Source organism: Nocardiopsis sp. LDBS1602 (assembly GCF_035818715.1).
Lineage (GTDB): Bacteria > Actinomycetota > Actinomycetes > Streptosporangiales > Streptosporangiaceae > Nocardiopsis > Nocardiopsis alba.
In genome coordinates this window covers 116,986-133,239 of sequence record NZ_JAYLVW010000010.1, presented here as the reverse complement: position 1 = coordinate 133,239, position 16,254 = coordinate 116,986, and the positions used below count along the sequence as shown (strand labels likewise).

The following is a 16,254-nucleotide window of genomic DNA, read 5'->3' as shown; positions in this document are numbered from 1 at the left end:
CAGCCCCGGGATCGAAGCGTCTCCGCCCTGAGACTCACCAGGCACAGCTCTCTCCTCCTACGTCAGTTTCCGAAGTTGACTTCAGGGATATCGGGCCAGGCTCCGCGGTAGACGTCCTCGGCCTCGTAATCGGCCTTCGCGATCTCCGCCGCACCGCTCTGGGTGTCCTCCGCGAGGTTCAGACCGTTGGTCTGAATGATCTCCAGCTCCGGTTTCACCTCGGACCTGAAACCGCTGTAGCCGCTCGAGGCGTCGCCGGCCGCGGACATGATCCGAGTGATCAGCTGATCGAAGTCATCGTCCAGACCGACCATCGCCTGCGCCAGCCCCTCGGCGACCTCACCCTTGCTGTATCCCTGCCAAGGATTGGCTTCGAGCTCGTCCACGAGCCATCCACTCCGTTTCCTTCACCAATGAAAAATCGACCGGGCAATTACAGAGAATGATCGAGACGCCACACAGAGCTCTGATCTGGAGATGAACGCTCCGGCATCCGAGACGGCCCTCGGTTCCCGATATTCGACTACAGGAACACACGAAAAGTTCCTCATGCGTCCAACACGGAAAGCCATCATCCGGCCGAGAACGCCGCTACCCCCGAGGAGACCACCAAGACCGACGCAGAACATGTGGGGGATAGGGACATCAGATTGTCGACCTCGACTTCGATCCGACCGGAAGAAGGTCCGGGAACACCTTGATCCGCCTCACCCGACGGCGTACGGCCGGCGTCCCGCGGTACCTCAGAACCAATACAACAAGCGGCGGCCACGGGACAAGGGGCGCACAACGACCGATCGACATCTGATCGGTCGGGCAGGAGGATCCTACCGAAGGCACATGAACGCGTCGTCACCGACCGGTATCGGTCTCGCCTCCTCTTACCGGCAAGAGCCCGAGAGGTGGCGGTGTACAGGGGATGAGCGGGCGCCCGACCGAAGGAACACGAAAGCCGGACTTCTTCCCTCAGGTCGAAGCCCGGCAGGGTCTGCGCGATGGACGGAGGATCGGTGGGCGGGACCCCCGTCTACGCTCGCGGCTTCAAGAGAGACCCGCGACTCTCGGGATCTCGTCGAAGGGGTACTCCCGCACCAGGACCGCCCCCGGAACCTCCTGAAAGGTCCCCGGCCCGAACTCCCGATCCTGCTCCCAACGCGAGAACATGTCGCTGACGTCGACCTGTACGTCAAGGTCCACGACCCTCTCCCCTTCATCGCCCCAAGGGAAGACCGAGATCCTCGCGTTCCCCTCTTGCTGATCGTTCCGCAAGGAGAGCAGGCTCCGGTTCAAGGGGAGCAGGCCGGTGACCGGGTGCCCCTGATAGCCATCCACTGTGACCGACCGTTCGACTTCACCGGAGAAGTCGCGAACCTCCAGGTGCCGACGCCAAAGATCTTCCTCGATCTTCTCAGAACGACTGGCCAGATAACCGTCCTCCAGGGCACGCACCGGATCGTCCCCGACCAAAGCGGGAATGTCGTCTACCAAAACCTCCCCCTTTTCCGTGTCGATGATGACGGTTCCACGCAGTCGAGCGTGGTTCTGCAGAACCGCTTTATCACCGACAGGAGCGAAGGTGACCTCATCGAGCGTCTCGTAATGATCAGAGGGGAGGGAGAAATCCTTCCCCGAACTCAACCGCCAGTCCTCAACACCGTTGTCAGGATCGAACGAGACCAGCATCGATTCGTCCATCCCGCACTCCAGGTGGACCACGACCCCGGTGGGAGAGAAGAACCCGCCCAGGATCGAGACCACTCCGCTCGATCCCCCGTCACATGTGATCTCATCACTCGACCATCGGGACCCGTCCTCCCAGTCCTCCCGCCGGACAGAAGCGGCCTTCCTCTCCTCCAAGCGGGCGAGAACGAATCCGTCGTCCGCCATCAGCCCCAGGTCCTGGATGACGAAAGCTCCCTCTTGGAAGTTCGTGTCCTCGATCTCTCGCACCGACTCGCCATCCGCCGAGTCCAGAAGGATCATCGACCCCGGAGAGGCGATCGCCACCAAAGAGCCGTCGGGGGAGACCGCCGAGGCGGAAGAGACGCCTACCTTCCGATAGCTCCAGGCTTCCCGGCCGGTACTCGTATCCAGGGCCACCACTCCATCGTCAAAGACCAGAAGGGCGCCCTCGGAGAGAGGAAGGATCCTCTCCACGACCATCTCCTCATAGCCCACCCCCTCCCACACCCATGCCTGTTCGGAGACCGTTTCCGGGATCTCCTCGCCCCCATCGAGGCGATCGTTCCTCACATGGACGACCTCACCGACAGCGGGTTCTCCCCCATCGGCATCAGAGGTCTCCACGGTCGAGCAACCCGTGGCGGCGACCATCACCAGCACACCCGCCGACCAAAGAAGTCCGTGCTTCATACTCAGAACCCGAATGACAAGAGATTCCACCACGAAAATGAGCAAAAAATAGATTTCAATAATAAAAATTTGATCAATTAGCGAAACCCATTAACAGTCACTTTTCCTTCCCCTGAGCCACATCCGGCATCACGATCGATTGATACAACAGCCCCGGGAACCGCTAGAAAATTCTGCAACCCACCTTGAGCCTCCGGACACGGAAGTTCTATCTCGACCTCTTCTCCACGCCAAGAGACAAAACGAATAACCCCACTATCCAAATATTCCTTCGAAACAAGATCACGCAACTTTCTTTCAACAACACCCCCCTCCAGGAGAAGAATATCACTCGGACTTCTGGAAATCTCTCCATCCGAGCGAACAACATCCTTCACGAAATCCCCCTGAAAATCTTGGAGGATGTAACCGCGATCAGACTCTTCCCCTTCTCGATCATTAACATCGATCAAGTACCCTTCTCCCGTTGTGAGAACAGGGTATTCTCGTTCATCGAGAACAGGGCCCTCGGAGATGATATTTCCCGTCTGCGGATCGATCACGACCTCTTCGACACCAAGGCTTCCAGGAGCAGAGAAATCACTATCGGAACTCGAGAGCGCAGCATAATCTCCGACATTCCTGACCCGCAAGAAACTATCGGGAAGAGCGACCGACCCGGAGTCGATTCTCCAAGAGACCTCTCCGGAATCCATGTCGAAACCGAGAAGAAAAGTTCCTTCAGAGCATTCGACCGAGGAAATGAGAACTTCAGGGAAGGCGGAGAAATCCACAGAAGAAGGATCTCCTGAATCACAAAGTTCTACAGCATTCTTATCCCAGACTGATTCAGAATCAAAGGAAACAAGACCTAGCGAGTATTCTCCAATCTCCTGATCTACTGAGAAAAAAGCTCTACCCTTATCTGTCAGGACACCGGCCTCATAAAGTGCTTCTTCAGGCCCCTGCGAGTCCAGCGATCCGCTCTGTACAGACTCTCCGCTCACAGAATCCAGCACCTCGAACCCGAACCTCGAGGAACCGTCCCCACCATCGCCATTCACATACTCAGTGACGTGCATCACATGCTGCATATCCGGAGATACCTGAGTCGCCTCATCAAGAAGCTCGTGCCATTCGGATGATATTTCCCCCACTGATGAATCACTGAAGGACCAGATCTCCTCTCCGCTTTTCCCGTCCAGCGCAAATACACCATGAGCCGTGGCGATCAGGGCTCCCTGAGGAATCGCGTGAACACTCGAGTTTCGATTCGGGTCTTCACCGACCCAGGTCCACGACAGACCCCCAATCTCTTTGGGAATCTGATAATTCTCCGGCTCCCCTACCAACTCCCTACGTTCGACACCTTGATCGACAACCAGGAAAAAATATGAAACAATAAGCACAAGAACGATAAATATCGAGAGAAGGATGACTCTCCAAAGTCTCCCCAGTTTCCCATTTTCCTTGAGCTGCAAGTTCACTTGATATCCAAATTCAATAGATGAAGGCTACTCAACTGGAAAAGCGTCGATGTATCTATTGAAGAGCTCGTACTGCCCCTCGTCGACGTTATTCCTCATAATGTTCTCGATTTCATTTATCACATCCACTCTATCCTTTGCTGAAATATCACTACGGATGCCAATTCCATTTTCCCCCATGATAAGATGTTCCGAATTTTCGATATCTTTCCTTGTCACGCCGTAGTCATCACTACTGACATAGTGGTCGAGCAAAGCCACACCCACACGAAGTCCGTTTACATTCTCACTGGAATTAATTCCGGCCTTGACTTCTTCCTCGGTTCCAAGGTCAAGAACGATCGGACTGGTCGCCGCGTCCTTGACAATATTTTCTCCCAGCTCCAGAACAACACCGATAGTGGCATCAGTCAACGGATTTGTTCCACTTATTCCGTTGCCCGCCGAGAAGACCAGAGCGACCGCCGCCTCTCTACCTTCGATCTGCCTGTTATAGGCTTCAATCTTTGCAGCCTCGGCGTTCATATTTCTGCTGGCAGCCTCATTCTCCAAAGCTTCTCTAATAAGGTGCTGAATCCTCCAATTCTCTTGACCAGCTTCCTTCGACTTAGCAAATTGCGCATCGTAGTCGCCATCAAGCCTGATCAGCTCTTCAATCTCTTCATTAACCCGGGTTTCCGCTATGGCAACCATTGCTACTGCCGCTTCTTCACCACCAGCGATAATTTCAAAGAACTTCTTGGAAGTTTCATCTCCGACCTCGAAGCTACCTCTCTCAGCATCATAAGAAACTGATGCCCCACCCCCTTCCTCGCCAAATTCATGTCGATAGGCGTCAAAAATAGGAAGAAGCGACTTCGCGAGCTCAGGATTCAATTGAGTAAAGGAAAGATCCGGATCATCCTTGTCTCCGTTTTCAACGTTTGTCAAAAAGTCAAAACGAGTGACCATCTCTCCATCTCTCCGAATACTCCTTTCTTCGTCATCAGTAATATGGTCAATGAAGTCCGCACTAGCACGACCAGCACGCTCATTATCTTCCGGATCATCACTGAAGGCGTCTTCCGCAATCCATCTGGTAAGGCCTCCCGCAGCTTCTCCTCCATCATCCCAATCATTAATAAGGATGTGATCCAGAGCTGTTTTTCTCAGTTCGTCGAGATCATCAGGGTCGACACTCGGGTGGTTATACCAAATGTCTTTATCATCACTCGACACGCTTTCGTTGTCGCTTCTATTGGGCCCTGATATAAGGTCGGCGTTCGCATCCTTATTTCTCGTGGAAACCTCTAGGATGTCCTCGAGAACCTTGGTCATATTCTCTCCGTCCGGACGCGTTTCGGGGTCTGCCGGGGCTCCCCCGAGCTCTCCGGCCAGGAACCCACCTACCGAAAGACTCAAAGTCACTGAAAGGCCTCGACCACCGGAAAGGTCAGAAGGAGTGTGAGCCAGTAGATCACGAACCGCCTCCCACTGATCGACGCCAATGGGAGTGTTCTCCTGATTCGCCTCCACAGCGTTCCGAAAGCTCTCTGGAAGATCAGAATAACCTCCAGGCGATCCACCAATAGACAGACTCTTATCAGAGAGCGCGAGAAGTCCCCCGCCCAACGCTGCGAGCGCTGCTGAAGCGTCTTCGGGGTCCAAATTCTCCTGGATCGCGCTGGGAAGATAGATAATACCGTTGCTCTGTCTTTCCAAAGCATCGTAGAAATCCTTCAAAAACTGCATCTCTGAAGGGCTCATATCGATCTCATCGATCTCTTGGGCCTGCATAGCACGCCACCCCAGAGAAGAAAGAACAGCCAACATTTCATCATACTCTTCATCCATCTCAGACGGATCATTAAGGCTCCAGGCGTCACCCACCTTCTCTGCCATTTCTTCTGGGTCAAATTCCTTAGGGAGAGCTTGCTCGTCTCCGGTTATATTAAAGTAGGACCAAGTGATATATCCGCCGTTCATGAGACGAAGTACAGCATCGGGCGTCGGGCCATTACGCAGATCATCACCCAAGGTTAGGGATGTGGAGTCAAGTGTTCTATAGGCTTCTGCTTCTTCACCCTCCAGCTCACTCTTTAGAGCATCCAAATCGGCTTCGGCCTTCTCTGCCGGAGATTTCGTTCCCATCAAAGAGATCATGGGAGGGGCTTTGTCCAGACCTTCGGCCAGCGCTGGAGCCTCATTGTTCCAGCGATTGATGATCCTGAGCCTTTCATCCTTATAGGCCTTTGCAGCGTCATACCACTCCTCGGTAATTGCCGCGCAGAACCTCATACTCGCTGCAGCGTCCATCCATGTGTCAAGATCATCCGTATAGTCACCCGTAATACTCCACTGAATAAGGTCGGTGAACGCCTGAGCGGACTCATCGAAGGTTCCACCCAGGTCGTGTGCACGACCCAGGATTCTGGCTTCCAACTCGATCATATCTTCTGCGAGCTTACTAATGGCCGCAGGGTTGAAATCCGGATCTGAGTTCATCAATAGATTGAATGACCTTGTACTGTACAGACCGGTCGAACTGGAAACCTCCATGGCCGTACTGGTCTCGCCATTGAAGGTCACGGACCTAACAATATCCACAAAAACTCCAAAAATAAATATCAGAAATTCACTTCGGGCATCTCGTTCCATGCCCCATTGTAAACTTCACTCGCCTCATAGTCCTCTTTGGCTATCTGAGCAGATCCCGACTGAATGTCATTGGCCAGGGCAAGACCATTTTCCTGGACGGTTCTAATCGTGGGCTGAACATTATTCCTGAACGATATATAGGCCGTGCCGATCAAAGAACCCGTCTTGCCCACAGCTTCATTCATAAGCAGCTCGAAAGTATCTTCGAGTCCCACCATGGCCTCTGCCAGGATCTCGGCCTCGTTCCCTTTGAGGAACCCTTCCTCTGGGTTCGCGCTCAACTCATCCATGTTCATGTCCTCCTCTTCTGGTGGGCTGGGTTCTCCACCCATACCACCTCATGGGTACGACAAAGAAAGAGCTCCCCGCCTGAGCAGGGAGTTCCCTCTTGGTGCACGATATTCTTACTGTGATGGTGTTTCTTATCAGAAGGTTCCCGTGCGTTCGCCGACGAACTGGAAGAGCCCCATTCCCCACGCGAAAATGGGAACCATGGCGAGAACGACGACGATCTCCGTCCAGTTGAGCAACCTCCGCAGAGAGGCTCTCGGGACATCCGTGAGACGGATACCGCTCAAGATTCCCACGGTCGCCCCCACCATCAGTACCGCCGGAGGCAGCCAGGGGCCAAGAACCTGGTATTGACCGATTGTGGCCACTCCTGCGGCGCCGATTCCCAGAACCCCGGCCAACCGCAGAGGGAGGACGTGACGGATCCGATCGAATACACGCGACCGGAGAAGGAGAAGAGCAGACATCAGAACACAGAGCAACAGGTCGGGGAGACCGTCCGCGTAATAGGCGAGGAGGAGCAGCACCATTCCGGCACTCACCCCCGCGCCGGTGATGATGCCCAGTAGAAGGCGATCGCTGTTACCGAAGGTCTCCTCGAAGCGGTCGGTGGAGACCTGCCCGGACCGGCCCACCTCGTAGTCCAGGCCGGAGAGCCCGCCCATCACCATCGCGGTCCTGGGCAGCACGCCCACGCACAGCACCAGGGCCAGGGCCATCGCACGCGCGCCCTGGATCGGTTCCACGAAGATCCCGACGGTCACCAGGACACCAGCGGCCAGAGCGAGGACCCCGAGGCCCGCGATGTAGGCGAGCCCCGTCTTGTGCAGTGACCAGCCGACGATCGCCACCAGTAGTGCCCCGGAGAGAGCGAAGGCACCGGCGACCAAGGGGTCGGGGCCGCTCACCAGACGCCCCCCGATCAGGGCGGTCGCGGCTCCCCAGAGACAGGCGGCGGAGAACAGTATGTGGGCCACCACCGGCAGTGGCCGACGTGCCGCGTACACCATGATCGCCAGGGAGAACGCGGTGCCGAGTGAGGCGGTCGCCAGGTAGAGAGGAGACGGTCGCAGCCACATCATCAGCGCGAGCATCAACAGGGGGCCGACCGCGGCGACGATCAGGCCGAAGGAGAGCGTGACGGTGGAGTTCCAGATCCACGCGTGCTCGTCGACCTCGTCCTCGACCGCGCCTCGTACGTCGTCGACGTTCTGTGGGCGCTGCGGCGCGCTGTGCCGATTGAGCAGGAGCACGTCACCGTCGTAGACACCGGCGTTCTCCAGGGGTTCGTCCCCGTGGATGGGTTCCCCGTCGGCGGTGCTGAGCGTCCAGGTCCCCGGTTCGGTGCTCTCATCGTCCGGAACGCAGACCTCGATGATCCGAGGCATCAATGTCGCCACAGGGACTGTTCCGGGCAAGGCCAGGTCAGCCCATTTCTGCGGGCCGGTGACCGTGACTCGGCAGTATCCGCTCACACCAAGGGTTCCTTTGTTCTCGACTGAGGGTGACACTCCGACCTCGCGAAGGTCGGCCGTGAATAGGATGGTTCACGGCGTTCGCGAGATTATCCTGAGCCCCGAGCGTAGTCACCAGACACCAGAGCCCCCGACGGTGGACGGAAGAGAGAGAACTGTGGCGACCAGATCGGTCCCGCGGCCCGCCCGCAGCACCCCCAAGTCGCCAGGCGACAAACCCCTGGTCATAGCGACGCCGCCGCAGATGCCGGAGAACACTCCGGCCGGAAGCTCCGGCGCGATGATCATCATGCCCATCATCACGGGCTCGGGGTCGTTGCTGATGTCGATCACCATGGGTCATCGACCGCTCATGGCCGTCGCCGGTGTGATGATCATGGTGGCGAGCGTCATCGTCGGCATCATCATGTTCGTGTCCCAGTACAACGGACCGCGTAAACGCATCCGTGAACAACGGGAACGTTATGTCGATTATCTGGATCAACTTCGAGAGATCATTCGTGAGGTCGCCTCGACCCAGCGGGCGGACAACGCCTTCCGACATCCTCGACCGGAACTCCTGACGGAACCGTCCCGCTCGAGGGCTCGAAGATGGGAGCGAAGGGCGAGCGATCCGGACTTCCTCGAGGTGCGGGCCGGTGTCGGGACCCGCCCCCTGTCACGGAGACTGCAGCTCAAGGTCGACACCTCCAACCCGCTGGTGGTCTACGACCCCGTCTGTCAGGGTGCTGCGGAGCAGTTGATCGACCTGTACGCCGACGTCCCCGAGATGCCTCTCGTGATCCCGCTGCGTCAGCACGGTGTCATCTCGATCGTGGGGGACCGTACCGCGGGTCGTGGTCTGGCCCGAGCCCTCGTGGCACAGATGGCCACCTTCCATTCTCCCCACGACCTACGCGTGGGCGTCGTCCGCGACAAGAAGCTCCGAGCCCAATGGGAATGGCTCAAGTGGCTTCCCCACAACACTTTCGATGAGGCCAAGGACGGGCCGTTCCCGGCTCGGTTCGTCAGCGTGAACAGCATGCAGATGGCCGAGATGATGGCCGAGGAGATCGAAAGCCGCACCGTCGACCTGCAACGTCGTAGGAACAAGGCGCCCGGCCCCGGTACTCGGCGCCTGGTCGTCATCCTGGACGGAGAACACCAGTCGACGCTCTCGGGTCTCCAGGCCGAGCCCCCCGTCACCTCGCTCGCGGACCTCGGTATCCACGTGATCGCCTTGGTCGGTGACAAGCGCGAGGAACCGGAGGCGGTGGATCTGAGGCTGACGGTCTCGGCGGACGGAACCCTGACAGAGGACGTCGAGGACGCCGACGACTCCGAGAACGGAGATCGCACCCCTCTGGCGGGGCAGGCCGACAACGCCACGGTCGCACACCTGACCACGCTGTCCCGGACCCTTGCCCCGTACGGCATCTCGGTCAGCGACGCCGACGACGCCATGCACGAGACCGTCGGTCTTCCGGAGATCCTGGGCGTGCCGGACGTGGCCCAGTTGGACACCCGTAAGACGTGGAGACCCCGTAGCACCGGTGACTACCTGCGTGTCCCCATCGGTGTGGGTCCGCACGGCAACGTCGTGCTCTTGGACCTGAAGGAGTCGGCCTTCGGCGGTATGGGGCCGCACGGTCTCGTGGTCGGCGCGACCGGTTCGGGTAAGTCCGAGATGCTCAGGACGATGGTGGCGTCGTTGGTGATCAACCACGACCCGGATCACCTCGCCCTGCTCTTGGTGGACTTCAAGGGTGGCGCCACCTTCGCGGACACCGACCGGCTTCCGCACAGCGCGGGCCTGATCACCAACCTGGCCGACGACGACTCTCTCGTCATGCGGTTCCGCGAGGCGACCTTCGGTGAGCTGACGCGAAGGCAACAGGTGCTCAAGGAAGCGGGGAACCTGCCCAACCTGCACGCCTATGAGGCGGCCAGGGAGGAGAACCCCGACCTGAAGCCGCTCCCGCACCTGTTGATCATCATCGACGAGTTCTCCGAGCTCCTCACGGCCCACCCCGACTTCGCCGAGTTGTTCGTGGCGATCGGCCGTATCGGACGTTCCATCGGTGTACACCTGCTCTTGGCCACTCAACGCCTGGAGGCGGGCAAGATCCGGGGGCTGGAATCCCACCTGTCCTACCGAGTGGGTCTGCGTACCTTCTCCGAGGCCGAGAGCCGGGAGGCGATCGGTGTGGGCGACGCCTACCATCTGCCTCCGGAGCCGGGTTCGGGCTATCTCAAGGTGGACACCTCGGTGTTCGAGCGGTTCAAGGCCGCCATGGTCTCTCAGCCCTACGTCCCGCCGGACCCGGAGGAGGAGACCGAGGAGGACGTTCCGATCCTCCCGCTCTTGTCCTTCAATGGGCTGGACAAGGCCATGGGGACCGACAGCTCTCTCGTCGAGTCGCTGGTCCAGTCCATGCGGATCGACGCCAAGGAGGCGAAGAAGGAGGCCAAGGAGGAGTCCCGTACGACCCTCCAGGTGACCATCGACCGCATCGTCGCCTCCGGTGCCGAGCGTGTACGTCCCGTCTGGCTGCCCCCGTTGCCCGAGCTCCTCACCTTCGACACCGTGTTGGAGCACCTGGGTGAGGGGACCGGTTTGAGCGACGAAGGGGTCGAACCGGAACCGTCCGAGGTTCGCGCGGTCCTCGGTCTGACCGATATCCCCCGCGAGCAGAAGGTCGTCCCCACCGAGCTGGACTTCACCGGTGGTGAGGGCAACGTCATTCTTCTGGGCGGGCCCCAGTCCGGTAAGTCGACGCTGTTCAGGACCATGATCACGAGTTTGGCCTGGCGTTACCCGCCCGGCCGAGTGGCCGTGTACGCGATCGACTACGGAGGCGGCGCGCTGCAGGCGATGGAGGACCTGCCGCATGTCGCCGGTGTGGCCGGGCGGACCGACCCCGAGCGTGTGCAGCGGGTGCTGATCGACGTCAAGACCCAGCTGGACCGTCGTCAGCGCCTCTTCCGTAAACACCGCCTCGACTCTCCCGCAGCCCTCCGTCAGGCTCGCTCCGAGGGCAAGGTTCCCAGCGGCACCATCGGGGACATCTTCCTGTTGATCGACGGCTGGTCCGCGGTCCGGGAGGACTTCGAGGAGGCCGACGAGCTGCTGATGGACATCGCCACGCGGGGTCCTTCTCTCGGGATCCACTGTGTCCTGTCCGGAGCCTCGAACACACAGATCCGTTCCCGCCTCCAGGCCCTGTTCGGTGGTCGTCTGGAGCTGCGTCTGAGCGACCCCATGGACTCCGGTCTCAGCCGCAGGGTCGCGGAGACCCTGCCCAAGGACCAGCCCGGACGCGGTATGGGCGCGGACGAGCGTCACTTCCAGATCGCTCTTCCCCGTGTGGACGGGATCACCGACGCCGAAAGCGTCACCGATGGCATCCGGGATCTCATCGAACGGGTGAAGACGCGCTGGCCCCAGAAGGCCGTCCAGGGTGTCAAGACCCTGCCCGAGAAGGTCGAACTGGAACGCCTGCTCAGAGGCCATAAGATGAGTGCCCGCCGCAACGAGCTGGTCTTGGGGCTGGCCGAGAGCACCTTGAGCCCCGCGCGGACCAACCTGGCCAAGGACCCGCACCTGCTCGTCTTCGGTGACCCGAAGAGCGGCAAGAGCACCTTCGTCCGAGGAATGGTCAAACAGATCATCCAACGCTCACACGAAGAGGTGGGCGTGGTCATGGTCGACTTCCGGCGCAGCCATCTGGAGCTGGTGCCGCAGGACCACCTCCTCTCCTACTGCACCAACGTGGACCAGACCGCGGCCGTCGCCAAGAGTCTGGCCAAGGCCCTCAAGGAACGTCTGCCCGGCCCCGACGTCACCCCGAAGCAGTTGCGCGAGCGCAGCTGGTGGAAGGGGTTGGACCTGTACATCGTGGTCGACGACATGGACATGCTGGGGAGCAGGAACAATCCACTGGCCCCCCTGGCCCCCTATATCTCGCAGGGCGCCGATCTCGGTCTGCACCTCATCGTGGCCAGGCGTACCGGTGGCGCCGGGCGTGCCATGTTCGAAGCGGTGATGCAGGCTCTGAACGACATGGCCACCCCGGGCGTCCTCTTCTCCGGAGACCGGAGAGAGGGCCGGATCTCCAACGGCGTGGCCTCCAAGGAACTTCCACCCGGTCGTGCCCAGCTCTCCTTGCGGGGGCGCAGACCGGAGCTCCTCCAGGCCGGATGGAGCGATCCGCCGGCCTGAGTCCGCTCGTGTGTTCACCCGGTTCGGGTGAACACACGAGCCCCTGGATTCCCATGGATCAGAACCATCCCGATGGGAAAGGCGTCCCAAAAGCGGACGGGCCCGTGCTCCGGCCCGGGCCGGTGACAACCGGCAGGGTCTCACTCACACCGTGTGGAGGAAGAGATGAGGTTCATTGACCTCGCGAGTACGAACTGGCTATCGTCCTCCACGTCCGGTAGTGAATGGCATCGGTTCGCGATGCCCTGCCCCTGTTCCAGGTAGCCGAATTCCCCACTTCCCTCGAAGGAAAGCGCATGAGCAGCGATCATCTCGATTTTTCAAACGTCAACGCCATGGGCGAGGGCAGCCAGGGCACCCTCGACCAGGCCGACAGCATGACGCAGGACATCCGTAACCTCATCGGTGACGTCGAGGGCATCCCGGAGGGTCTCCGCGGTCCCGAGGCCCCCTTCAGCGCTGCGGGCGCGAACCTCGTGGACGCCTTCTCCGGGCTGTTGACCTGGTGCCAGACCAACGGGATGAACCTGGGCGAGGCTCAGAACGAACTGAACCGTCTCACCTCCGAGGCCGAAGAGACCTACAGCGCCGCCGCCGCCGAGATCGACCCCCTGGCCCGCGGCGTCAACCGCTGATCCGTTTCAGCGAGAAAAGACTTTTCAGGAAAAGAGAAAGGCGATCATGTCGGATCAGCACTACAGCCGGATCAGCACCATGGAGAACACCTCCATGGACCTGTCCGACACCAACGGACGTTTCCAGAACATCATGGACGCCCTGATGACCACGGCCAACTCCACCTTCGGGGCCTGGGAGGGCGCGGGTCGCGAAACCGCGATGACCGAGAACGAAGAGTTCCAGACCAAGTACGAAGAAGTTCAGCAGGCGTTCCAGAACCTCATCAGCTCCAACGACGAGGTCATCGACAAGATGTCGTACCTGCACAAAAACCTTGAAACGATCTTCACCCGGTAAACTCGAAATCGATGTCCACCGCAGCCACCTCCCCGACACCTCCGCCCGACCCTGATCCTCAGCTCCCGGAGGCATTCCACTACACGCCCGACGAGGAGAAGTACGTCCTCCAGGCGGACGCTCTCCGGCATCGGCAGTTGAGGTCGGCGATGCTCTACGGCTCCAGTCGCTACTGGCGCCGTCGGCAACGGGTGTGGCCGGCGGTGATCGGCGGTCTCATCATCACCGCTCTGGTCTGCGGGGTCATCGCCCTGATCGGGGCCTTCGAGCGGCAGCAGGAGGTCAACGAACAACGCGGGATCGGGCAGTTCCGACAGCAGTCGGCCCCGGTCTCGGTGTTCGAAGCCCCCCTGCTGCCGGATCGGGTCTGACGTTCGTCGGACCCCTCTCACCTCTCCACCATGAACAGGGGGTCGATCTCTCGTGTCCGACTCCGCGCCCGGCCCTTCCTGGGCCCCCGGGTACGACACCTCGGACGTCCTGAAGCAGGGACGTCGTGCCGTGATCGTGCGCGCGACCCGCGCCACCAGCGGCGCCGACGTCGTGCTCAAGGTGCTGGCCGCCGACGCGGGGCGCAACGAGCTCGACCGTCTGCGCACGCTCGGCGGGGTCTCCGGTGTCGTTCCGCTGTTGGACGCGGGGACGACCACCGCGGGCGACATGTTCGTGGTCCTGCCCCACTACCCCGATGGTTCCTTCGCCGACATGCTCTCCCGGGTGGGCCCCGCGCCGATCCAGGAGGCGGCGGCGGTCGCCAGGAGCATCTCTGTGGCGCTGGGGGCCATGCACGCCCGGGGGTTGACGCACAACGACGTCACCCCGGGCAACGTCCTGCGGGCCGGTCGGACCCCGGTGCTGACCGGGTTCGGTTTCGTGATGCCCGTGGGGCAGGCCTTCTCGCCGCCGGAGGCCTCGGAGGAGGTGTTCCTGCACTCGTCCCCGGAGGCTCTGCGGGGCGAGGCACGGACGCCGGCGTCCGACGTCTATCAGCTCGCCTCGACGATCTGGACGATGTTGACGGGGCAGGCGCCCTTCTCGTCCACCGACGGCGGCCCCTTCGATCCGCACGCCTACGCGAATCGGGTGTTGGGCGAGGCCCCTCGTCCGATCGGTCGTCAGGACGTCTCGCGGAAGCTGCGCGGGGTCCTGACCCGTGCGCTGGCCAAGCGTCCGGAGGAGCGTTACGCGAACGCGGCGGAGTTCAGCGCCGCCTTCGAGCAGGCCCGCACCTCGCGACCGGCCACCACCATGTCCGGGTCGAACACCCCGATCACCGGAGGGAACGCCCCTCTGTCGGGCCCGAACGAGCCCGTGCGGGATCCGTCCGGTGGCCACCCTCCCCTGTCGGGACCGAACGCGGCGTTCTCGGGACCGAACACCCCCCTGTCCGGTCCGAACACGGCGTTCTCCGGACCCAACCCTCCCCTCTCCGGCCCGAACGCCTCTCTGAACCATCCGACCGGAGGACATGGTCCGCAGGGTGGCGCCACCGGAGGCCACGCGGCCTTCTCCGGGCCCCATCCGTCCCTGTCCGGGTCGACCGGGCCGAACGCCCCGATCACCGGAGGGAACGCCTCCTTCGGCCCGGGAACCGGTGCGTCCGCCACCGGTGGGCACGCCCCGTTCTCCGGTCCGAACCCGGCCTTCGGCGGCCCCGAGGCTCCGTCCTTCGGAGAGCACCGGGGCCCGGCGGAGCCCGTGCACCAGGAGCGTCCTCAAGAGCCCGCGAGCGGACCTCAGAGGCCCTTCCAGGCCCCCGAGCGCCCCGCAGCACCACCGCCCGTCGAGGAGCCGCCAGCCGGATCCTGGTTCCCGCCCGACCCCCCGAAGCCCGAAGAGCGGAGCCTGCGCTCCGAGACCCCGGCCCGCCTCCAGACCTCCACGAGTCTCCGTTTCCCGAACCGTCCGCTCCCCACCCCGGAGGAGCGTGAGCGGCACGGGGCCGTACCCGAGCGAGAGTCGCCCAACACCACGGCCGAGATCGCGATGGCGCGTCTTCGGGGCGAGGAGATCTCCCCGCGTGTGGCCTGGGCCCGCTTGGAGGGCTGGACCGGTGGCGCCGAGGACTCCCGGCTGCCGGTGGACGAGGTCGTGGAGGAGAAGCGGGAGGGGACGGACCCCGTCTGGGACGCCCCCGACCCGGCCTCCGGAAGACAACCGCGTTGGCGGGAACACCTGCACATCGCGGTGACGGTCTGCGGCATCCTCCTGGTCACCTCGGTGGCCAGCGCGTTCGCGGCGACCTCCTCTTCCGGACCTGTGGTCGCGGCGGCGGAGGACGAGGAGACGGAGACCGCCGAAGGGGCCGAGGGCGAGGAGGCCGAGGCCCCCGCGGTCACGGCCGAGCCCTCTCCGCTCCCGTCGGTGGATCCGCCCACCGACGTCGCGTTGGACGACACGCTCAGCGGGGTCACCCTCACCTGGACCGATCGCACCGGTGGCACGGGGTCGTACTTCGTGCTCGGCGGGCAGCAGGGGCACGATCTGATGACCCTGGCCAGAACCGGACCCGGCGCGGTGACGGCGCAGGTGAGCACCGAGAACACGGTCGCCGAGTACTGCTTCGTCGTGGTGGCGGTCGAGGGTGGGTCGGCACCCGCCGACGAGGTGTGCACCTCGCGCGCGGCCGAACGCGCCGAGGCCGAGCGTCGGGCCGAGGAGGAGGCCGCCGCCGAGGCGGAGGAAGAGGAAGCGAAGGAGGAAGAGGAGGAGGACGCCCAGCCGTCGGACGCACCCTCTCCGAGCAGCGAAGACTGAGTTCGGCCCCGCTCCGGTGACGTCCGCCGGATAACGTGAGGAACCGGGAGAACCGTCGCATGACATCGGTGATCCCATG

11 protein-coding genes are annotated in these 16,254 nt (G+C 61.5%); 5 read left to right on the top strand and 6 right to left on the bottom strand.

The genetic code is table 11. The features are described from left to right. Positions 1–62: 62 nt before the first annotated feature. The 6 genes from U9J66_RS22975 to eccD form a co-directional block, all read right to left on the bottom strand. Positions 63–386 (bottom strand): hypothetical protein, encoded by a 324-nt coding sequence (locus U9J66_RS22975; protein ID WP_042284337.1) that lies wholly within the window; start codon positions 384–386, stop codon positions 63–65. 655 nt (positions 387–1,041) lie between these two features. Then, positions 1,042–2,373 carry an outer membrane protein assembly factor BamB family protein gene (locus U9J66_RS22970; RefSeq protein WP_326338691.1) on the bottom strand — a complete coding sequence of 444 codons (1,332 nt, stop codon included), beginning with the start codon at positions 2,371–2,373 and terminating at the stop codon, positions 1,042–1,044. A gap of 77 nt (positions 2,374–2,450) precedes the next feature. Next, entirely contained in the window at positions 2,451–3,833 is a 1,383-nt protein-coding gene (locus U9J66_RS22965; RefSeq protein WP_326338690.1) for a hypothetical protein, read from the bottom strand. Positions 3,834–3,866: 33 nt separating this feature from the next. Further along, a complete protein-coding gene (locus tag U9J66_RS22960) occupies positions 3,867–6,476 on the bottom strand; it encodes a TPR repeat region-containing protein (protein ID WP_326338688.1) in 2,610 nt (869 codons plus the stop codon). Further along, entirely contained in the window at positions 6,446–6,766 is a 321-nt protein-coding gene (locus U9J66_RS22955) for a hypothetical protein (RefSeq protein ID WP_161110837.1), read from the bottom strand. The genes U9J66_RS22960 and U9J66_RS22955 overlap by 31 nt, the downstream gene beginning before the upstream one ends. A gap of 135 nt (positions 6,767–6,901) precedes the next feature. Further along, positions 6,902–8,242, bottom strand: a complete 1,341-nt coding sequence (eccD, locus tag U9J66_RS22950) for a type VII secretion integral membrane protein EccD (RefSeq protein ID WP_161110838.1) — start codon at positions 8,240–8,242, stop codon at positions 6,902–6,904. Between the two features lie 280 nt (positions 8,243–8,522). Here eccD and eccCa point away from each other — a divergent pair, with 280 nt between their 5' ends. The 5 genes from eccCa (at position 8,523) to U9J66_RS22925 (ending at position 16,175) form a co-directional block, all read left to right on the top strand. Further along, positions 8,523–12,443, top strand: coding sequence for a type VII secretion protein EccCa (gene eccCa, locus U9J66_RS22945; protein WP_442789871.1), 3,921 nt, complete (start codon positions 8,523–8,525; stop codon positions 12,441–12,443). A 296-nt stretch (positions 12,444–12,739) separates the two neighbouring features. Continuing rightward, complete coding sequence (locus tag U9J66_RS22940; RefSeq protein ID WP_159068798.1) at positions 12,740–13,078, top strand: hypothetical protein; 339 nt, start codon at positions 12,740–12,742, stop codon at positions 13,076–13,078. 46 nt (positions 13,079–13,124) lie between these two features. Then, complete coding sequence (locus U9J66_RS22935; RefSeq protein WP_042284325.1) at positions 13,125–13,418, top strand: WXG100 family type VII secretion target; 294 nt, start codon at positions 13,125–13,127, stop codon at positions 13,416–13,418. Between the two features lie 11 nt (positions 13,419–13,429). Continuing rightward, positions 13,430–13,789, top strand: coding sequence for a hypothetical protein (locus U9J66_RS22930; protein WP_042284323.1), 360 nt, complete (start codon positions 13,430–13,432; stop codon positions 13,787–13,789). 52 nt (positions 13,790–13,841) lie between these two features. After that, positions 13,842–16,175: a serine/threonine protein kinase gene (locus U9J66_RS22925; protein WP_326338687.1), complete on the top strand. Its 2,334-nt coding sequence runs from the start codon at positions 13,842–13,844 to the stop codon at positions 16,173–16,175. Positions 16,176–16,254 lie beyond the last annotated feature (79 nt).

What these genes read in the sequence shown, in the direction of transcription:
- U9J66_RS22960 (WP_326338688.1), bottom strand. Translation starts at nt 6,476, where the DNA reads ATGGAACGAGATGCCCGAAGTGAATTTCTGATATTTATTTTTGGAGTT.
- U9J66_RS22970 (WP_326338691.1), bottom strand. Translation starts at nt 2,373, where the DNA reads ATGAAGCACGGACTTCTTTGGTCGGCGGGTGTGCTGGTGATGGTCGCC.
- U9J66_RS22935 (WP_042284325.1), top strand. Translation starts at nt 13,125, where the DNA reads ATGTCGGATCAGCACTACAGCCGGATCAGCACCATGGAGAACACCTCC.
- U9J66_RS22955 (WP_161110837.1), bottom strand. Translation starts at nt 6,766, where the DNA reads ATGGATGAGTTGAGCGCGAACCCAGAGGAAGGGTTCCTCAAAGGGAAC.
- U9J66_RS22940 (WP_159068798.1), top strand. Translation starts at nt 12,740, where the DNA reads ATGAGCAGCGATCATCTCGATTTTTCAAACGTCAACGCCATGGGCGAG.
- U9J66_RS22930 (WP_042284323.1), top strand. Translation starts at nt 13,430, where the DNA reads ATGTCCACCGCAGCCACCTCCCCGACACCTCCGCCCGACCCTGATCCT.
- eccCa (WP_442789871.1), top strand. Translation starts at nt 8,523, where the DNA reads ATGATCATCATGCCCATCATCACGGGCTCGGGGTCGTTGCTGATGTCG.